The 19,318-nt window shown below is 61.2% G+C and carries 13 protein-coding genes; 5 read left to right on the top strand and 8 right to left on the bottom strand.

Going from position 1 to position 19,318, the window contains the following annotated elements; translation table 11 throughout:
* Positions 1-130 precede the first annotated feature (130 nt).
* Both ACA058_RS21780 and ACA058_RS21775 read left to right on the top strand, forming a co-directional pair.
* Positions 131-946 carry a DUF6708 domain-containing protein gene (locus tag ACA058_RS21780; RefSeq protein WP_497635850.1) on the top strand — a complete coding sequence of 272 codons (816 nt, stop codon included), beginning with the start codon at positions 131-133 and terminating at the stop codon, positions 944-946.
* Positions 947-1,576: 630 nt separating this feature from the next.
* Positions 1,577-1,915, top strand: a complete 339-nt coding sequence (locus ACA058_RS21775) for a DUF6124 family protein (protein WP_497635849.1) — start codon at positions 1,577-1,579, stop codon at positions 1,913-1,915.
* Between the two features lie 198 nt (positions 1,916-2,113).
* Here the strand turns inward: ACA058_RS21775 and ACA058_RS21770 are convergent, their stop codons facing one another.
* The 5 genes from ACA058_RS21770 to pvdM form a co-directional block, all read right to left on the bottom strand.
* The gene (locus ACA058_RS21770) at positions 2,114-4,597 is read right to left on the bottom strand and encodes a TonB-dependent siderophore receptor (RefSeq protein WP_497635848.1); all 2,484 of its coding nucleotides are present in this window, start codon (positions 4,595-4,597) and stop codon (positions 2,114-2,116) included.
* A gap of 248 nt (positions 4,598-4,845) precedes the next feature.
* Positions 4,846-6,495 carry a cyclic peptide export ABC transporter gene (locus ACA058_RS21765; RefSeq protein ID WP_497635847.1) on the bottom strand — a complete coding sequence of 550 codons (1,650 nt, stop codon included), beginning with the start codon at positions 6,493-6,495 and terminating at the stop codon, positions 4,846-4,848.
* Positions 6,496-6,716: 221 nt separating this feature from the next.
* Positions 6,717-7,595 carry a dihydropyoverdine dehydrogenase gene (gene pvdO / locus ACA058_RS21760; RefSeq protein WP_497635846.1) on the bottom strand — a complete coding sequence of 293 codons (879 nt, stop codon included), beginning with the start codon at positions 7,593-7,595 and terminating at the stop codon, positions 6,717-6,719.
* A 167-nt stretch (positions 7,596-7,762) separates the two neighbouring features.
* The gene (gene pvdN / locus ACA058_RS21755; RefSeq protein ID WP_497635845.1) at positions 7,763-9,055 is read right to left on the bottom strand and encodes a pyoverdine-tailoring periplasmic protein PvdN; all 1,293 of its coding nucleotides are present in this window, start codon (positions 9,053-9,055) and stop codon (positions 7,763-7,765) included.
* A gap of 29 nt (positions 9,056-9,084) precedes the next feature.
* Complete coding sequence (gene pvdM, locus ACA058_RS21750; RefSeq protein ID WP_497635844.1) at positions 9,085-10,434, bottom strand: pyoverdine-tailoring dipeptidase-like protein PvdM; 1,350 nt, start codon at positions 10,432-10,434, stop codon at positions 9,085-9,087.
* 187 nt (positions 10,435-10,621) lie between these two features.
* On the opposite strand from pvdM, the gene pvdP reads away from it, so the two are divergent.
* On the top strand, positions 10,622-12,241 hold the full coding sequence (gene pvdP, locus ACA058_RS21745; protein WP_497635843.1) for a pyoverdine maturation tyrosinase PvdP: 1,620 nt from the start codon (positions 10,622-10,624) through the stop codon (positions 12,239-12,241).
* Between the two features lie 145 nt (positions 12,242-12,386).
* Here pvdP and ACA058_RS21740 read toward each other — a convergent pair whose 3' ends face one another.
* Genes ACA058_RS21740 through ACA058_RS21730 form a run of 3 tightly spaced genes read right to left on the bottom strand, consistent with a single transcriptional unit; the run spans position 12,387 to position 16,935 of the window.
* Complete coding sequence (locus ACA058_RS21740) at positions 12,387-13,781, bottom strand: efflux transporter outer membrane subunit (RefSeq protein ID WP_497635842.1); 1,395 nt, start codon at positions 13,779-13,781, stop codon at positions 12,387-12,389.
* Between the two features lie 7 nt (positions 13,782-13,788).
* On the bottom strand, positions 13,789-15,762 hold the full coding sequence (locus ACA058_RS21735; RefSeq protein ID WP_497635841.1) for a MacB family efflux pump subunit: 1,974 nt from the start codon (positions 15,760-15,762) through the stop codon (positions 13,789-13,791).
* Positions 15,763-16,935 carry an efflux RND transporter periplasmic adaptor subunit gene (locus ACA058_RS21730; RefSeq protein WP_497635840.1) on the bottom strand — a complete coding sequence of 391 codons (1,173 nt, stop codon included), beginning with the start codon at positions 16,933-16,935 and terminating at the stop codon, positions 15,763-15,765.
* 367 nt (positions 16,936-17,302) lie between these two features.
* Between ACA058_RS21730 and ACA058_RS21725 the strand changes: the two genes are divergently transcribed.
* Positions 17,303-17,785, top strand: coding sequence for a sigma-70 family RNA polymerase sigma factor (locus ACA058_RS21725; RefSeq protein WP_497635839.1), 483 nt, complete (start codon positions 17,303-17,305; stop codon positions 17,783-17,785).
* A 145-nt stretch (positions 17,786-17,930) separates the two neighbouring features.
* Positions 17,931-19,265: a lysine N(6)-hydroxylase/L-ornithine N(5)-oxygenase family protein gene (locus ACA058_RS21720; RefSeq protein WP_497635838.1), complete on the top strand. Its 1,335-nt coding sequence runs from the start codon at positions 17,931-17,933 to the stop codon at positions 19,263-19,265.
* Positions 19,266-19,318: the final 53 nt, after the last annotated feature.

The raw sequence follows: 19,318 nt of genomic DNA, 5'->3' as shown, positions 1-19,318 counted from the left end.
GCTGGGGAAAAGATTGGCGTTCATGCTCTGGATGCCTATGTTTGTAGCTTTTATAGCTCCAAGTATATTCATCCTATATGGGGTGCTTTTTTATCCAGAAAACTTCAGGAACCCATTGCAAGAGCTACTCATGTTCTTTGAAGTTACTACCAAAGTTTCGCTTCCTTTCATTCTGCCCATCGGTGCATTCATCTACAGCATGCTCTCCAACGTCCGAACCCTGGCCAAAAGCTACCCGGTCCGCTTCAACCGCCAGCGCCGCGAAGTCTGCTACATCGATGACACCAGCCATCGGGTGCTGATCGTGTCCTGGGAGAGCGTGGTGGCCTGGGTCGCCCGCAGTCAGGGCGTGACCAGCTACGGTGCGATGCGCGATTACACCTTCGGCATGGGGCTGGAGGACGAAGAGCAGGACACCGTGCAGTTTATCTTGTCGGCCCAACCCAGCGATGCGCATGCGTTGGGGATGTGGACGTTCATTCGCAATTACATGGAAGAAGGGGAGCAGGTGGATACGCCCAACCCCATGCTTGCCATATTGAACATCACCCTGAGCGAGGACGAACTCAAACCTTATGAAGGACTGCACACCTTTGAAATCGAACGGCTCGACGCCAGGTTTATGGGCGATCTCGATGACGAAATGGATGATGCATACCGCAAACGTTATGGCCATCCCCAACCCACAAGATGGCCCCTGCGCTGGTGGTACGTTCGTCGTGTGCTGACTTTCTGGAAAATGCCCTACCTGATCGCCGAGTGGTCCCACCGCAAGGGCCGCCCGACCCTGCCGAAAAGCGTGCAAGCCTGGTCGCAACCGCTGCCCCCTGAACAACGGGCCCAGCCCAGCCCCGCCCTGCAAAAAGCCAACGTCTTGGTCAAGACCGCCATGGACAAAAAAGGCGCGAGCTTCGTCGACGCCTGCAAGGCAGCGGGGTTGCATTGAACCCTGCGCTGCACACCTGGCCCGGCGGCCAACTGATTTGGCGCTAGCAGAACAGATGGTGCGCGAAGCGATCTTGATCTACAACCAGGAGCGATCGCACCTGTCCTTAAAATACAAAACGCCCCGTGCGGGGCGTCGGGCGCTGGGGTGAACCAGGTGTAAACCTATTTCAGGACTAGACTTGGCGCAGAGCCCGCAAACAGTTGACCGAGGTGAACTCGGATTTCGTGTCCAACGGAGATCCTCTGGGGGAGCGAGCTTGCTCGCGAAGGCGGCCTCCGTTCAAAGTGCTGTTTAACGGCTGTCAGCGTTACTTCGCGAAAACTACATCACCTTGCGTAACTGCCTACAGGTACACCAGAATCCGCCGGCTTGTGCGCCTTGGGGGCGCTCGGTAACTTGGTTCGCGTCACTGATTGTCAGTGATCGGGTTTAGTAGCCCGGCTAGTTTCCTCGGTTGCACCAGTGTCATCCAGTCAGGCATCGGCCTGCACTTGATGGTGGCTGTGCGCATGGCGTCTTCGGGCGCGCCGGGTTTTGGGAAACTTTACCGGTCTACTAACTTGCGCACGGCCACCACCCTTTTGTGTAGTAGCGAGATGGTTGTGGTCCTTACTGGAGAAAATTCCCATGTTCAAGGTCACACCGAATCCGCCGGACCTCGATCCGACATCATCGTCAGAAAATTCCGACTCAAACAATCCCAACGACCGCATCCCCTCAGCCGCCGATATCCAGGCTACCCCGCGCAAGCTCTGCAGCATGTTCATCGTCAACCCTGAACTCGATGTCGAAACCCTGCTGGCCCACGCCTGTGAGTCGCTGGCTTCGGCCAATGTCATGGCGTTGGATCTGGCGGATCATATGGAAGGGACTAGTCGTAATTCGTTGTTGGGGATTGCGCAGGTCATCATGCTGGGGGAGTTGGCGGTGAACCGGGCGCTGGACCGGATCGATCCGCCTGAGTAATCAATGTTGGGGCGACTGACGCCTTCGCGAGCAGGCTCGCTCCCACAGTTGACCGAGGTAAACGCAGACTTTGAGCTTACTGAAGATCCCCTGTGGGAGCGAGCCTGCTCGCGATGGCGGCAGCACAGGCACCGCAATATCGGCCCATAAAAAATGCCCGCATCTCTCGATACGGGCATTTTCAATTTCAGCTCAGCCTCAGAAATCGTACTTCGCGGTGATCTGCATGTTGCGCGGTTCGCCGTAGAAGGTGGTGCCGAAGTTGCCAAGGCCGGTCAGGTAGCGCTTGTCGAAGACGTTGTAGGCATTGACGGTGAAGCTCAGGTGGTCGTCGTACTGGTAACGGGTCATCAGGTCGACGAGGGTGTAGCCGCCTTGTTTGAGCATGGTGCTGCCGCCTTCGCCGCCGCCCACGTTAGGGCTGTAGCTCTGGCCGTAAAACGCGCTCTGCCAGCTGACACCGCCACCGACGGTGACCTGGTCCAGCGCGCCGGGCAGACGGTAGGTGGTAAAGGTGCGCACCACGTGTTCCGGTTTGCTCGTGGCCAACGGGAAACCGAAGATGCGTTGATGGTCCTTGTCGCGAGTACGGGCATAGGTGTAGCCGGCCGATACGTTCCAGTCCTGAGCCAGTTCACCGGCCAGTTCCAGTTCAACGCCATTAGTGGTGGCACCGTCGACGGCTTTGTAAATGCCGTCACCGGTAATCTCATTGGTGCCGATCGGCTCAGCAAAGTTGTCCTGCTCGATGCGGAAGAAGGCCAGGCTGGCGTTGAGTTTTCCTTCGAAGTAGGCCGCTTTCAGACCGGTTTCGTAGCTGTCGCCTTCAACCGGGTCCAGGGTCTTGCCATCGGCGTCCTTGTTGATTTGTGGCTGGTAAATGCTGGTGTAGCTGGCGTAGACCGAGTAGGTATCGTCCAGGTCATAGACCACACCGGCGTAAGGCGTGACGACGCCGTGTTCCTTGTAGCTGGCGTGTGTGTCTGTCAGGCCGGCGCCCGGGTAGTAGGAGTAATCTTCGTTGTACTTGTAGGTGCTGACTCGGCCGCCGAGGATGAACGACAGGTCGTCGGTCGGACGCAGGCGTGTGGCCAGGTAGGCGCCATTCTGGCTCAGGGTGCGCTCGTATTTACCGTTTTTCGGGAAGTCCGGTTTCGCAATATGGCCTGCCCAGTCAAAGATGTTGCCCGGTACCAGTCCATCGGAGTCGGTGGGGGTACCATAGGTTGCGCCAGTCTGACGGGAGTGTGCCGCCATGAAACCCGCCACCAGTTCATGTTCGCGACCACCCAGGGAGAACGGACCGGTGACGTTCACGTCAGCGGTGTTCTGTACGCGATGGCCTTCCCAGTGCCCCTGGTAAAAGAACATGCCTTCGCCGGTGTCGCGGTTCGGGTAACCACCGCTGGCCGAGGCCAATTGAGTATCGTGATCGGTGGTTTTCTGGTCGAAGCTGGCCTTGAATTTCCAGTCGTTGGCCAGCGCTTGCTCCAGGGACGCGAAGTAGGTGGTGCTGTCGAAGTCACGACGGCTCCAGTCGGCGCCCGGGTTGAAGCCGCGGGAGAAGTTGGTCTTGCCGCCGTCGGCATAGTAAACGGTGTTACCGGTCCAGGAACTGCCGCGCGGGGTGGCGCTGGACTTGTCGACGCCCAGGGTCAGCAGGGTATCGTCGGTCAGGTCGGCTTCGAGAACACCGTAGTACAGGTCTCTCTTCTGGCTGTAGTGGTCGATGTACGAATCTTTGTCCTGCAAGGCGCCGACAAAGCGGCCGCGCACGTTGCCGGATTCGGTCAGCGAGCCGGAGATATCGCCTTCGGTGCGGTAGCTGTCCCAGTAACCAGCGGTGGCGCTGACCGAAGCCTTGAATTCCTTGGTCGGCTTCTTGCGGATCAGGTTGACGGTTGCGGACGGGTCACCCGCGCCGGTCATCAGGCCAGTCGCGCCTTTGATGACTTCGATGTGGTCGAGGCTGGCAGCGTCATCGCTGTTGTTCGGGTTTTCACCGTACACGCCGTCGTAGGGGATGTTGACGCCATCGTACTGAAAGTTGGTGATGGCAAAGCCCCGTGCGGAAAATTCGGTACGGTCGCTGTCGTACTTCTGGGACGTGATACCGGGGGTATTCTTCAGCGCATCGCCAACGCTCTGGACGCCGCGATCGTCCATTTGCTGACGGGTCACCACGGTCACCGACTGCGGCGTTTCGCGAATGGTCAGCGGCAGCTTGGTGGCGGTGGTGGTCGCACCCATGGTGTAGGAGTCGGTGCCTTCGGTGGTCAGGCCCAGGGCCTGGCCGGAAATGGTGGTGGCGCCCAGTTGCAGGCTCGACGAGCCGCCAGACACCAGCGTCACGCTGTTGCCGTTGATCTGGAACGAAATGCCGGTGCCCTTGAGCATCTCAGCCAGGGCCGCGGAAGGCTCCAGCGAGCCGGATACCGCACGGGACTTGATGCCGGCCACCTGATCTGGGCTGTAGAGGATTTGCAGGTTGGTCTGCATGCCCAGTTGGGTCAGCGCGCTGGACAGCGGCTGAACCGAGATACTCACTTTCACAGGTGCTGCATTGGCCATCGAGCTCCCCAGCAAGGTGGCGGTCAGCAGAACGCTGGTCAACAGGGTTTTATGCAGTGACGGGCGCTGTACAGCCAGCGCGAGAGGTGTACGGCGTGGAAGAGATCGCATTACTTGCCTGTGCTCCTGAAAAGTGTCGTGCAGAGTTTTTGTTAATAGGAATGATTATTAAGACGAGATGCGATGGCGAAACCGGAAAGAAATCCGGAAAAAAGTTTTATTGGGCCAAAACGCAAAACCTGTGGGAGCGAGCTTGCTCGCGATAGCGGTGGATCAGTCGCCTTCTATGTTGAAAGTGACGACCCCATCGCGAGCAAGCTCGCTCCCACAGGTTTGTGTGGCGTTTATGAGAACAGCGATCAGGCAGGCATCAGCTCGGTGACGACCCGTCCGCTTTCCATGCGCACCAGTTGGTCGGCGACATCGAAGTAACGGTCATCGTGGGAGATCACGATGATGGTCTTGCCCAGGCGCTTGAGGTCCGGCAGCAGCTCGGTGTAGAAAATCCGCCGGAAGGCCGGGTCCTGGTCGGCCGCCCACTCGTCGAACACCAGCACCGGACGCTCTTCCAGCCACGCATTGACCAGCGCCAGGCGCTTGCGTTGGCCGGTGGACAGGTCGGTGGTGGTGAAGTTGCCGTCCTTGACGTTGACCTTGTGCGCGATCTCCAGGCGCTGCAGGTACTTGTTGGCGTCTTCGGGGATCTGCGTGTCGCCCTGGACCACGTCGTCGAACAGGTAGTAGTCGGCGAAGATGGTGGTGAACAACTGGCGATAGTCGTCGCGGTTGTGCGCGTCGATGACCTCGCCGTTGACCCGGATCTGCCCCTGTTGCGGCGAGTACAGGCCCAGCAGCAACTTGATCAGGGTGGTCTTGCCACAGCCGTTCTCGCCGACGATGAAGGTGATGTCGCCCTGCTTGATCGACAGGTTGACCGGGCCCAGCTGGAACGGCGCCGCACCCTCGACCGACGGGAAGGCGTAGCGCACGTCCGCCAGTTGCAGTTCGTGCACGGCCTGTTTGACGTTGCGCTGGTCGCCGAGCAGCAGGTGCGGTTCCGGGGTGGAAAACTGTTCGGACAGTTCAGCGATGCGCCGGAAAGCGATCTGCGCGCGGCTGACGATCGGCAGGGTGCCGATCAAATGTTCCAGCGGGCCTTTCATGTACAGCAGCACCAGTACGAAGCCGCTCATGACGGTCTTGTCGGCGCTCGGCCAGAACGTTTGCAGGGCCAGGGCCAAGCCGATGACCACGAAGAACAGCATCGAGCCGAAGGTCTTGGCGATGACGAAGGTGTTGATCGAACGCACCTGGGTGTTGCAGATGAATTCGGCGGTGCCCTTGATGCCCGAGGTGAACATGCGCTGGCGGCGTGGGCGGTGGATGCGCAGTTCCTTGGCGCCTTCGGCAATCGCGTTGTAGTGCTTTTGCAGCTCGTCTTCGGCGTCGCGGGCGGCCATGAAGCCTTGCACGCCCTTGCTCTGGGCGTAGGCCTGGATTGCGCTGCCGATCAGGATCGCGGCCACCATGATCAGGAACATCGGCCACGACAGGATCGCCAGGTAGCCCATGCAACCCAGGGTCACGGTCACGGAAATCGCCAGCGGTGCGAAGGCGAAGGCGAAGTCGCTGATGGTGTCGACGTCGTGGGTCAGCACCGGGATCAGGCGATGGCTGCGATAACGCTCGATCTGTTCGATCGGCGCCGACAGCACCTTCTCGCCCAACTGTTTGCGCAGCTTGGCGATGATGTGCTGGCCGACGTAGTTGGTGCCGATGTCGGAGCAGATCGAACTGGCCAGCGCCAGCAGGCACAGGCCGGCGAACAGCGCGACCACGCCCTGGGTCAGGCCGCTGTCCGAATGCAGGGCATTGTTGATGGTCGCCAGCAACACCGTGACGCTCAGGCCGCCGACCATGCCAAGGAAAATGGACGCAGCGACGATGAGTCGAAAGGGTTTGAGCAGGGCGAACAATTCGCCGATGGCGCCTCGGGTAGGCAGGGTCATGGAAGACAGTTCCTTGGGTCGGAAGGCAGATACCCAGTAGAACGTCTGGTCGAGGGTTTAATTTAGAGGGGGGCGACTGGTGGTGACGAAGACCACCAATCCCCTGTAGGAGCGAGCACGCTCGCGAAGAACGCAGGTGCACCGCTGGGTACCTGGCTTCCCGCGTTATCGTTGACGACCATCGCGAGCAAGCTCGCTCCTACAGGGGACGGTGTGTGGGTTTAGAGTTCGCGCGCTACTCGAAAGCCCATCCAGTCCCCACGCTCTTGAGGGTACTGGCTGTTGCGGTTACCGGAGCGGGAGAACACCGGGGCTTCACCCCAGTCGTTGCCGCGGATGCGCACGGCTTCGCAATTGGCTTCCAGCCAGGCGCTGCCATCGGTGGGGGCGCCGACGTAGTTGGGGTGTTCGCAATCTTCGACCCATTCATAGACGTTGCCGTGCATGTCGTACAGGCCGAAGGCGTTCGGCGGGTAGCTGCCCACTGGCGAGCTGTAGCTGTAGCCGTCCGCTGGGCCGTAGGTGTTGGCGTGTTTGGCGATGCTGTACCCCTTGCCTTCATCGAACGGGAAGGGGAAGGGCCCCTGGGTGCCGCCGCGCGCGGCGTATTCACGCTGGGCCTCGCTGACCATGCTGTACGTCTGCCCGGTCTTCTTCGACAGCCAGGCGACGTAGTTCTTCACGTCATCGAAATTCATGCACACCGCCGGCTGGCGCGGGCTCTGCGGGTAGCGCGGCTTGCTGGCGACGCACTCGCGACCTGGCCGGGTATCGCCGTTGGCGATGGTCACGCCGCTTTCCTTCACATAGCTGTCCCACTCACCGGCGGTGATCTGGAAACGGCTCATGGCGAATGGTTTGGCGAAGGTGACTGCATGCATCGGACCTTCATCGGGCTCGCGGCCGACTTCGTCATCGGGCGTGCCCATGGTGAAGGTCCCGGCGGGCAGCACGACCATTTCCGGGCAGTTCTTGCAGTCCTTGAATACCTTGCCCGGTGGCGGGGCAGTGGCGGCCTGTACGGCGGAAGGCAGCAGGCCGGCCATGAGGGTGGACAAGGCGAGGGCCTTGAGTGGCAGGGTTAATGGAGTGTTGGTCATGAATCCTCTCGATCAAAGTAAAACGAGATTTCGTCAAATGGGGGGTATCTGTGGCGAGGGGATTCATCCCCGCTGGGCTGCGAAGCGGCCCCAAAAGGCGGGACTGCTGCGCAGTCCAGCGGGGATAAATCCCCTCGCCACAGTTCGTTCCCACAGGAGGGGCAGCTTCATGATGTCTTGTTGAGCAACACCATGAAGCGGTCGATTTCGTGTTCATTGTTGAGCAGGCCGGGGGCGATGCGGATCACCGGGCCGACGTCGCGGTCCACCGCATCGCAGACCACGCGGCTCTGCATCAGTTGGCTGGCGACCTTTTCGCAGTCCTGGTCCTTGATCCGGAAGAACGTAAAACCGGCGGACAGTAGCGGACTCTTCGGCGTGACCAGTTCGATCCGCGGCTGTTCCAGCAGGCGATCCTTGGCATAGGTGTTGAGTTCATGAATGCGCGCCTGGACCTCGGCCTTGCCCAGGTCCAGGTGCAGCTTGAACGCTTCGTCCGCGGCCCAGCGATGTTCGAAACTGTGATAGCCGCCGGGGGTCATGATGGTCGCGAAGTCGGTGGATTCGCTGAAGGTCGGAATGATCGGCGTGACGTCCTTGACCTCGGCGGAGCGGGCGCAAATGATCCCGGTTCCACGGGGGCCGAACATCCATTTGTGAGTGCCGGCGATGAAGAAGTCGCAGTGCATGTCGGGAAACTCGAGGTCCTCGACGCCAAAGCCATGCACACCGTCGACCACATACAGGATGCGGTCTTTCTCGTCGCGCTTACGGTTCTGCTCTTCGACCAGTTTGCCGATTTCGCCGATCGGCAATTTCACGCCGCTGCCCGATTGCACCCAGGTCATGCCCAGCACGCGGGTTTGCGGGCGGATGCCTAGGGCGATCGAACCCAGCACCTCGTCCACGGAAATGTCGTGGCTGTTCTCGAACAGCTTGAGTTTGCGCACTTTCGTGCCTTGGCGTTGCTGACGAAATTCCAGGGTGTAGTGGGTGGAATAGTGTTCGTGTTCGCTGACGAGGATTTCCTGGTCCGGCCGCACATGAATCCCGCCATAGATCATCGCCAGTCCTTCAGTGGTGCTGCCGGTCAGCGCGATCTGCTCGGGTTTGGCATTGAGGTAACGCCCGGCCCAGACCCGTACGTTGTGCTCGCGTTTCTCGGTTTCCTGCAGGTCCCAGTCCATGGCCCGACCAGGGTTGCGGTCGATGTTGGCACGGTGCATGTCGATCGCGTTGCGCACCGGCGTGGGGTGCGAGGTCACGAGGAAATTGGCGAAATGCAGGTAGTCCGGGTCCTGATTGAACAGCTGGCGCAATTGCGCCCATTTGCCCTTGGGCAGGGGTTGCGGCTGCTGTTGTAGATTGCCGGCCAGCGCTGGCAGGTTCATACCAGCAGCCAGGGGCAGGCCGGCGGCGAGAATGCCGGCCTGTTTGAGGAATGAGCGACGGTTGGTCATGGCTTCGGGTTCGCTTGGCAAAAGTGGCATCAGTTTTTGGCGACGGGTCTGGAGGATTTCTCGACCTGGTCCCAGACCCGCAGGAAATTGCCGCCCCAGAGTTTGGCGATATCAGCCTCGCTGTAACCGCGGCTGATCAGCTCGGCGGTCACGTTGCGCGCCTCGCTGACGTCCTTCCAGCCGTCCAGGCCGCCGCCATCGTTGAAGTCGGAACTGATGCCGACGTGATCGATGCCAATTTTCTTCACTGCGTAGTCAATCGCGTCGCCATAGTCCTTGAGGGTGGCCTTGGGTTCTTCATCGACAATCGCGTAGAGCTGGCTGGCGTATTCGCCGAATCGTTGTTCAGACCACACGGTGATGATCGGGTCGCCCGGCATCAACGCCATCTCCAGGTCTTGCAACGGTTGCAGGTCGAAACGCGCACGCAGGGCGTTGAGTTTGTCCCGGGTGGCCTGGCTCAGCGGGCGGATGTAGGTTGGGAAGCCGACAATCTGCACCACGCCACCGCTATCCTTGATCAACTGCATTTCGTGGTCGCTGAGGTTGCGCGGGATGTCCACCAGGGCGCGCGGGGCGGAGTGCGAGGCAACCATCGGCGTGCGGCTCAACCGGGCCACTTGCTCCAGGGCCTTGGTCGACATCTGCGACACATCGATGATCACGCCGAGGTCGTTGAGACGGTGCACGGCCTGCTTGCCGATGTCCGAGAGACCGCCGAGGGCGTCCCGGGAATCGTTGAAGAACGGCAACGGCCTGGACGAATCGGCCCAGGCGTTGTTGCCCACATAGCTGAAGCCGAACATGCGCATGCCCCGCGCCGCCCATTGGTCCAGTGCATTGAGGTTGTTGCCCAGCGGGTAGGCGTTGAGCATGCTCAGGAAGATCGCGAACTTGCCTTCGCCATGCAGGCGCCGGAAATCGTCGGGGGTGTAGGCGATGGCGGCCTGATTGGGGAAATCACGCACCAGGGCGCTGATGATTTTGTAGCGGGTTTCCTGTTCGAAGCGTGCCTCTTCGATGAACCCGGCGGTGGGACGATGCGGCGCGTTGGGGCCGTTCCAGATCTCCGGCCAGCCGAAAATCGTCAGGGCCGCGCCGGACAGGCGTCCACGCCCGGTCTTGACCAGGTCGAACTGGCCGCTGCCGTCCTTGTCGGCTTCATTGCCGGCGGTGCCGAAATCCATGGGTACGGTGATGTGGCTGTCGAACGAGAGAAGGCGCTCATGCAATTCATCGGCCTGCTTCATCACCTTGACCGGGTAGCCGGGATTGTCCTTGAACCAGTAATCCCAGGCCGCAAAGCCAGCACCTGCGCTGATCGCCAGGGCCAGCGGCAGGCCGATGAAAAGAGCCTTTTTCGAACGTGGTTTTGTCATTGCCGTCTCAGTCATGGAGCCTTTGCTATCTGGGAGGAACGAGTCAGCCGAGAAGGAATTTAGTGTTTGTGCGGAACGACACAAAACCTGTAGGAGCAATGCTTGCTCGCGATGCTTTTAAATTTATGGGGGCAACAAACGTTCTAGCTTGGATAAAGCCTGCTTCATGGCTGACACAGGTAGGGCAATGAAGATTTCTCGACGATGGTTCATGGCAGGCCTGGCGCTAACCGGTGCTGCCGTGCCTGCGGCTTTTTATGGGCATCGCGGATGGACGAAGCCGGATCCGACGATCACCCCCGGCGAAGCTTCGTTCGATGTGGCGGATGTCGCCGGCCAACGCTTGGCGGATACACTGCGAGGTGTCTGGCAGATCCGTTTCGAAGGTTGTGATGCCGGACTTGAAGGCTTGCCACGGGACGGCCTGGAGCTGTTTCTCGACATCGGCCACAAAGGCCGTGGCCTGGTTGGCTTTCTCGACACCGCCGAGCGTTTGCGGTCCACCGATGCGCCGCGTTATCGGGTGCTCGGTGATATCGCCGGGGTCAAACCGGCGCAGTTGAGTTGGCGCTTGCTCAGCGCCGGTGGCAGTTGTGACTACGAGTTCAGCATGGCGCTGGACGAAGTCTGGGCCGGTTTCGGTAATGCCGGCAGCGGCAGTCTCAGTGGTCGCGTGCTGGATCTGGATCGTCCCTTGATGATGACGGCCCAGGACAATCGCTTCGTCGCGGTCAAGAAAGTGTTCCCTGAAGCCCGCGAACGAACCGGTCTGAATCCGCCGCTGTTGGCCTGGCTGACGTCCCAGGAGCATCGGTTGTTCCACCAGCTCTGGCATGCGTCCAGGGATAAATGGCACACCTTGCCCGAAGACAAGCGCAACGCCTTGCGCGGCATCGGCTGGCAGCCTGGGTCGCGGGACCAGGAGCGTGACGCCCGTGGCAAGCGCAAGGATCGCAACGGCTCCGGCGTAGACTTTTTCTTCATGCACCGGCACATGCTCGGCACGGCGCGTTCGATGATGGACTTGCCGTCGTGGACGCAATTCCCCTTGCCGCAACCGGAGCTGGCCCGGGACCGCATCGGCTTCGCCAATTACTTCGACAACCACGACGGCACAGCGCTGCCGCCCACCTGGCTGGCCGAAGACGATGACGAGTATTCGCAATGGGTCAGCGACATCAAGACCGCCGAGACCTACCACAGCAATTTCCAGGTCTGGGAGTCGCAGTACCGCGACCCGCGTTACCTGTCGAAGTTGACCCTGGGGCAGTTTGGCTCAGAGGTCGAGTTGGGCCTGCATGACTGGCTGCACATGCGTTGGGCCTCGGTGCCGCGCGATCCGTCCAACGGCCAGCCGGTGCCGTTCGCCCGCGATCCGGCGGATTTTTCCGCGCGCTGGTATGCGCCGGAAAACGACTTCCTCGGCGATCCGTTTTCGTCCCATGTGAACCCGGTGTTCTGGCACTTCCACGGCTGGATCGACGATCGCCTGGAAGACTGGTTCCGCGCGCATGAGCGTTTCCATCCGGGGGAAGTGAGTCGGCTTGAGGTCAATGGCGTGCAGTGGTTCGCACCGGGGCGCTGGGTCGAGATCGACGATCCGTGGCTGGGGCCGGGGACCCATGGTTGCAGCACTACGCCGGGCTTGCAGGCGGGTAAATCGGTGGAAATGGATCCGGAGACCATGAAGCTGGCGTTGCGGATTACCTTTGGTGAGGATGAGAAGAAACTCGCGGATCTGTTCAGGAAAGTGCCGCAGCGACCGTGGTATGCGCGGAATCTGAAGGCCAAGCCGGTCGTTACATGATCGTTCCCACGCTCTGCGTGGGAACGCCTCAACGGACGCTCCGCGTTCGGCTCTGGATGGGACGCAGAGCGTCCCGGGCTGCATTCCCACGCAGAGCGTGGGAACGATCAATTTAGGAGCTGCCGAAGGCTGCGATCTTTTGATCTTAAAGTGTTTGCCACCCCCCACCCAACGCCTTGTACAACGCAATGCTCGCCTGCATCCGCGACAGCCGCAGCTGCACATTCAAATCCTGCGCCGCATACAGCGTGCGTTGCGTCTCCAGCACCGTCAGCAAATCCTCGGCACCCGCTTCATAGCGGCTTTGTGCGATGTTGAACGCGGTCTGCGCCTGGCTCAGTTCCTCGCTTTGCCACTGCCGCTGTTCGTCCAGCCCACGAATGCTGTTCAAGGCTTTTTCCACGTCGGCGAAGCCATTGATGATCGCGCCGCGATAGGTTTCCAGCAGTTCTTCCTGGCGCGCCGTGGCCTTGTCGCGCTCTGCGCCCAGTCGACCGATGTTGAACACCGGGGCGAGCAATCCGGCGGTCAGGTTGTAGAAAGGGCTGCGCAGAATATCGCCCGCACTGTCGGCGCCGGAGCCGATTTCCGCGCTCAGGGTCACGGTCGGCAACATCGCGGCGCGGGCAACGGTGACGTCGGCCTGGGCAGCGGCCAGTTGCGCTTCGGCCCGGGCGATGTCTGGGCGCCGACTGAGCAATTCACTGGGCACGCCAGCGTCGATGCCAGGCCAGGACAATTGATCGAAGTGTTCCTGGCCCAGCGCCAGTTCCTGCACCGGGCGGCCGAGCAGGGTGGCGAGGCTGATCTGCGCGTCCCTGGCCTGCTGCTGCACCAGCGGCAATTGCCGTTGCTGCGCCGCCACCAGGCTTTTTTGCTGAGCCAGTTCCAAGGCTGTCGCCGAACCTGAGTCGAAGCGGGTCTGTACCAGTTTCAACACGTCCTGTGCGTTGGCGAGGTTCAACCCGGCGATGCGACTCTGCTCCTGCAACGACAAGGTTTGCGCATAGGTGTTGGCGACACCGCTGAGCAGGGTCAACTCCACGGTCGCCTGATCGAACTCGCTGGCCCGCAACGCGAATTGCGCGCTGTCACGGGAAGCGCGCTGGCCACCCCAGAAATCGATTTCGTAACTGGCGCTCAGGCTGGCGTTGAAGTAATCGACGGCGCTGTTGTCGCTGTCCGCATCCAGTTGGCTGTAGCCATCGCCACGCAGCAGTTTCTGCCGGTTGGCATTGACCGCGGCCTTGACCTCCGGCAGCTGCGAGCCACCGGCGACCACGGTTTCGGCCTGTGCCTGGCGCACCCGCGCAATGGCCGCGGCCAGGTCGTAGCTGCCGACCCGGGCCTGTTCGATCAGGCGACCCAGCTGCGGGCTGCCAAAGCGGTTCCACCATTGCTGGTTGTCGCGGGTGGCGCCCATGGTGTGCGGCGATTGCCAGGCGGCGGGCGGCGCAATGCCGCTGTCCGGGCGCTGGGCGGGACTGCCGCAGGCGCCTAGCAGCAGGCAGAGGGTCAGCAAACTCAATTGCGGCTTCATGGCGAGATCATTCACTGGTAAGGGCCGTGACCGGGTCGAGTCGGGCAGCTTTGCGGGCCGGCATGAAGCCGAAGACAACACCGGTGACCAGGGCGCAGCCGAACGCGCCCAGCACCGCTATCAAGGAGAACGCGACGGCGACTTCGCTGAGGATCAGCACGCCGCCGACGATCAGCGCCAGGGCGATCCCGGCCAGACCACCGACCACCGAGAGCATCACCGCTTCGGTGAGGAACTGGCGCAGGATGTCTCGCTGACGGGCACCGGTGGCCATGCGTATGCCGATCTCGCGGGTCCGTTCGCGTACGGTCATGAGCATGATGTTCATCACGCCGATGCCACCCACCAGCAGCGAAATCGCGGCAATCGAACCGAGCATCAGCGACAGGGTATTTTGCGTGCGCGCTTCGGCCTGGATCATCGCCGCGTTGTTGGTCAGCTCGAAATCCTTCTTGCCGTTGTGCAGGTGCAGCATCAATTGCTCGATGGCGTGTTCCGTCTCCTTGACCTTGCGCGCATCGGCGGCGGCAATCGCGATGTATTCGGGATTGTAGGTGCCGAACAATCGGACGCTGGCGGCGGAGTAGGGGATGGCGATGCGGTCGTCGCTGTCGGAGTCGCCGGAGCTGGCGCCTTTTTCCGCCAGCACGCCGACCACCTGGAACGGCACGTTTTCGATCAGGATGTACTGGCCGATGGGATTGGCCACGTCCTTGAGCAGTTTAGTCCGCACCTTGTGTCCGATCACCGCGACCGCCGCAGCGTTTTGTTCATCGGCCTCGGTGAAGTAGCTGCCTTCTACCACCGGCCAGTTGAAGATCGCCGGGAAGTTGGTGTCGTTGCCGCCGACGTAGCTCAGGTGGTCGAGGTTGCCGAAACGTACCCCGGCTTCCTGGCCGTTGACCGGCATGATGCGCATCACCTGCGGCAAGCTCGCCACCGCCTTGACTTCGTCCAGGGTGACGATGCCCAGCGGTGTTCGCGGGTTGGGGGACGAGCCGCTGAGGTAAATGATGTTGGAGCCGAACGCGCCCATCTGTGCCATGACCTGGCGCTTGCTGCCTTCGCCGACGGCGAGCATCACCACCACCGACGCCACGCCGATGATGATTCCCAGCAGGGTCAGCGCGGTGCGGAACTTGTTGATCCACATCACCCGCCAGGCGGCCTGCACTGCGTCGACCAGCTCGCCTTTCCAGGCGCCGTTGGCTTGTGCGCCTTCAGTCAGACGCTTGCGCAGATCCACCGCCTGCAACGCACCGGGATTGGCAGAGGTTTGCGCGGCGGGATTGTCCCGGGCGCTGTCGCTGATGATCAGGCCGTCGCGGATCTCGATGATGCGCTTGGCCCGCGCCGCCACTTCGCGGTCGTGGGTGATGAGGATCACCACGTGGCCCTGGCTAGCCAGCTCGTCGAGCAGCGCCATGACTTCCTTGCCGCTGTGGCTGTCGAGGGCGCCGGTGGGTTCGTCGGCGAGGATGATATGGCCGCCGTTCATCAAGGCGCGGGCGATGGACACCCGTTGCTGCTGGCCACCGGAGAGCTGGTGCGGACGATTGCCTGTGCGCGTGGCCAGGCCGAGGCGCTCAAGCAGGGCGGCGGCGCGGGCATGGCGTTCGGCGGCCGGGGTGCCTGCGTAGATCGCCGGCATCTCGACGTTTTCCTGGGCCGAGCCGGACGGGATCAGGTGGTAACCCTGGAACACGAAACCAAAGGCTTCGCGGCGCAGCCAGGCCAGTTCGTCACTGCCCAGGGCGGCGACGTTTTCTCCGGCGAAGCGGTATTCGCCCGAGGTCGGACGGTCGAGGCAGCCGAGGATGTTCATCAGTGTCGACTTGCCGGAGCCGGAGGCGCCGACAATCGCCACGAACTCACCGGCATGGATCGACAGGTCGATGCCGCGCAACACGTGCACTTCAGGCGCGTCGCCACCGCCGTAGGCTTTGCGGATGTCCGAAAGGTCGATCAGGGGCGTCTGCATTCAACCGCCACTCCCGTCGGCCGGGCCGATCAACAAGTGATCGCCTTCCTGCAGGCCGTCGAGGATCTGCACCCGCAGGCGGTCGCTGATGCCGGTGCGTACGTTGCGCTGTTCGATGCTGCCGTTCTTGGCCACCACTTGCGCGGTCTGGCTATCGGCTTGCACGCCTGCCTGCAGGGTGGCGATCGGCGCGGTCAGGACGTTCTGCGCTTGGCCTGCGACGAAAAATACCTGGGTGGTCATTTCCGCCATCAGCGCGTTGTCGGCGTTGTCGACGTCCAGTAGCACGGTGTACAGCACCACCCGCGCGCTGCCGCTTTTGCTCGAACTGGCAGGGCTGCCGCCGCCCTGGCTGGTCTGGTCCAGGGGTTTGGGCGGCACCGGCAGAATCTGCCGCACGGTGCTTTTCCAGCGCCGGCCGCCGCCGCTGAGGGTGGTGAACCAGGCGTTCATGCCGGGTTTGACGTGGCCGATGTCGGCTTCGGAGACCTCGGCCCACACGGTCATCGGCGACAGTTTGGCGATGCGCAGAATCAGCGGGGTCTGCTGCTGGGCGTTGAGGGTCTGGCCTTCCCGGGCATCCAGTGCGACCACGGTGCCGGACATCGGCGCGTAGATCCGGGTGTAGCCAAGCTCGGCCTGATCGCTGCGCAGGCTGGCCTGGGCCTGGCGAATCTGCGCCTGGAACATGTCGATGCGCGCCTGGGTGGCACGCAGTTCGGCCCGGGCGGTCTGCACGTCTTCTTCGCGGGTGGCGTTGCCGGCCTTGAGGTTTTGCTGACGCTGGTATTTCTGTTGGGCGAGGTCGTGTTGCGCGCGTTGCTCCTGGAGTTGCGCCTTGAGGTTTTCGATGGAGAAACGCCCGGCATCGAGTTTGGCCTGTTGCGTGGATGGATCGATTTCCACCAGCAACTGACCTTCCTTGACCACGTCACCGACTTCCACATGGATCTTTTGAATCTGCCCGGACGCCTGGGCGCCGACGTCGACATAGCGCCTGGGCTGCAGGGTGCCCAATGCCGTGACACTGCTTTCGATGTCGGTGCGGGTGACCTGCACGGTGGCGAACTGGTCGCGCCCGGGTGGGATGAACTGCCAGGCCGCGACGGCGATAACGGGGATCAGGCTGAGTGCTACAAGCAGGGCGCGTCGGGTGTGACGGGGACGTTTCATGCAGGGTTCCAAAGCAGTTGAACACTGCCGTGGAGCCGGCAGGGAAATGGAGCTGTCCTGTAAACGAGTAAAGGGCCGGGGGATTTAGGGTTGCGACGCAATCAACTGTAGGAGCGAGCTCGCTCGCGATGGTCGTGAACGATAACGCTGGAAAACTGACACCCCGCGGCGCTCTCGAGTTCATCGCGAGCAGGCTCGCTCCCACAGCCCATTGACTATTTGTCGGGCAAGACAAAGCAACACTTTAAATCTATATGAGAATTACTATAAATTACGCACCTCAAACTGCCACTACCGTGCCACTGCCTGCTTTTGTGGTCGAGTAGCGGGCTCAAGGACAGAAACCGCACCCGTGCGGACGGGAGTCATGTTGGAAAACTACTATCGAGAGCTGGTGTGTTTCCTCAACGCCAAGCTCGGCAACCGTCAGGTGGCCGAAGATGTGGTGCATGACGCTTATCTGCGAGTCCTGGAGCGCTCCAGCGACACGCCGATCGAGCAGCCCCGGGCATTCCTTTATCGCACGGCATTGAACCTGGTGATCGACGATCACCGACGCAATGCGTTGCGTCAGGTCGAGTCGCTGGAGGTGCTCGACAACGAAGAGCGCTATTTCAGCCCATCGCCTCTCAGCAGCCTCGATCACGGCCAGCGCCTGGACATGCTCCAGCGCGCCCTGGCGGAATTGCCGCGACTGTGCCGCGAGAGTTTCCTGCTGCGCAAGATCGAAGGCCTGTCACACCCGCAGATCGCCGAACACCTGGGAATTTCCAAGGCGTTGGTCGAGAAACACATTGTCAATGCGATGAAGCATTGTCGGGTGCGCATGCTGCAATGGGATGCGCATTGATCCTCGCGTTAATCTGTTCTTGTTAAATTTTATTTCACTGTCCTCGTTCCTAATCAACAGACGACCTGCTGTCCTGCTCAAGGCCGGTCAGGTCACTTAGGCTTATCTCCCCGCCGCTCGGGGGTTCATCCAGAGGACACTGGAAATGACACAGGCAATTGCATCGCCCATCGTTCACGACCTGATCGGCGTCGGTTTCGGCCCTTCGAACCTGGCGCTGGCCATCGCCCTGCAAGAGCGCGGGCCGACCCAGGGCGAGCTGGATGTACTGTTTCTCGACAAGCAAGCCAACTACAGCTGGCATGGCAACACCCTGTCGACCCAGAGCGAGCTGCAGATTTCCTTCCTCAAGGACCTGGTGACCTTGCGCAACCCGACCAGTCCTTATTCGTTCGTCAATTACCTCAAGGCTCACGGTCGCCTGGTGGACTTCATCAACCTGGGCACGTTCTATCCGTGCCGCATGGAGTACAACGACTACCTGCGCTGGGTGGCCGCGCAATTCGAGAAACAGAGCCGTTATGGCGAAGAAGTGCTGACCATCGAACCGGTGCTGCACAACCAGCAAGTCGAAGCGCTGCGGGTGATTTCTCGCGACAGCACAGGCCATCAACATGTGCGAACCAGCCGTTCGGTGGTGGTCAGCGCGGGCGGAACGCCGCGAATTCCCGAGGCGTTCAAGGCGCTCAAGGGCGACAATCGCGTGTTCCACCATTCGCAGTACCTGGCGCAGATGGCCACGCAGCCGTGCGTGAACAACCAGCCGATGAGCATCGCGATCATCGGTGGCGGGCAGAGCGCGGCGGAAGCCTTCATCGACCTCAACGACAGCTTCCCGTCGGTGCAGGTCGACATGATCCTGCGCGGTTCTGCCCTGAAACCGGCGGACGACAGTCCGTTCGTCAATGAGGTGTTCTCGCCGGAGTTCACCGACCTGGTGTTCCAGCAGGAAAGCAGCGAGCGTGAGCGCCTGGTCAACGAATACCACAACACCAACTATTCGGTGGTGGACATCGACCTGATCGAACGCATCTACGGCATTTTCTACCGGCAGAAAGTCTCGGGCATCGCTCGCCATGCGTTCAGTACCCTGACCACCATTGAAAAAGCCAGCGCCACCGAGCGTGGCATCGAACTGGCGGTGCGCAACAACGCCACCGGCGAAGTCACGGTCCGTCACTACGACGCGGTGGTATTGGCCACCGGTTACGAGCGGCAGATGCACCGCAAGTTGCTGGCCCCGCTGGAACAGTACCTGGGTGATTTCGAAGTGGATCGCAACTACAAATTGATCACCGATGAGCGCTGCAAGGCCGGCATCTATATGCAGGGCTTCTGCCAGGCCAGCCATGGCTTGAGCGACACGCTGCTGTCGATCCTGCCGATTCGTGCGGATGAGATTGCCGGGTCGCTGTATGACCATGGCAAGAAGCGCGGGCATCCCTCGATGGTGGATTTGCTCCTGGCGACTGCCAGCTGAGTTTTTTGGCGGTTGTAAGGCCGCCTTCGCGAGCAGGCTCGCTCCCACAATGG

This window comes from Pseudomonas sp. LBUM1649, assembly GCF_059716155.1.
The sequence above is the reverse complement of the archived record's forward strand: the minus strand, read 5'-3'. Positions and strand labels throughout refer to the sequence as shown.

Bases quoted from the DNA above. Each gene is read 5' to 3' on its own strand.
- ACA058_RS21740 (WP_497635842.1), bottom strand. From the start codon at position 13,781: ATGAAGCCGCAATTGAGTTTGCTGACCCTCTGCCTGCTGCTAGGCGCC.
- pvdM (WP_497635844.1), bottom strand. From the start codon at position 10,434: ATGACAAAACCACGTTCGAAAAAGGCTCTTTTCATCGGCCTGCCGCTG.
- ACA058_RS21780 (WP_497635850.1), top strand. From the start codon at position 131: ATGTTCTTTGAAGTTACTACCAAAGTTTCGCTTCCTTTCATTCTGCCC.
- ACA058_RS21735 (WP_497635841.1), bottom strand. From the start codon at position 15,762: ATGCAGACGCCCCTGATCGACCTTTCGGACATCCGCAAAGCCTACGGC.
- ACA058_RS21775 (WP_497635849.1), top strand. From the start codon at position 1,577: ATGTTCAAGGTCACACCGAATCCGCCGGACCTCGATCCGACATCATCG.
- ACA058_RS21730 (WP_497635840.1), bottom strand. From the start codon at position 16,935: ATGAAACGTCCCCGTCACACCCGACGCGCCCTGCTTGTAGCACTCAGC.
- ACA058_RS21765 (WP_497635847.1), bottom strand. From the start codon at position 6,495: ATGACCCTGCCTACCCGAGGCGCCATCGGCGAATTGTTCGCCCTGCTC.
- ACA058_RS21725 (WP_497635839.1), top strand. From the start codon at position 17,303: ATGTTGGAAAACTACTATCGAGAGCTGGTGTGTTTCCTCAACGCCAAG.
- pvdO (WP_497635846.1), bottom strand. From the start codon at position 7,595: ATGACCAACACTCCATTAACCCTGCCACTCAAGGCCCTCGCCTTGTCC.
- pvdP (WP_497635843.1), top strand. From the start codon at position 10,622: ATGAAGATTTCTCGACGATGGTTCATGGCAGGCCTGGCGCTAACCGGT.
- ACA058_RS21770 (WP_497635848.1), bottom strand. From the start codon at position 4,597: ATGCGATCTCTTCCACGCCGTACACCTCTCGCGCTGGCTGTACAGCGC.
- ACA058_RS21720 (WP_497635838.1), top strand. From the start codon at position 17,931: ATGACACAGGCAATTGCATCGCCCATCGTTCACGACCTGATCGGCGTC.
- pvdN (WP_497635845.1), bottom strand. From the start codon at position 9,055: ATGACCAACCGTCGCTCATTCCTCAAACAGGCCGGCATTCTCGCCGCC.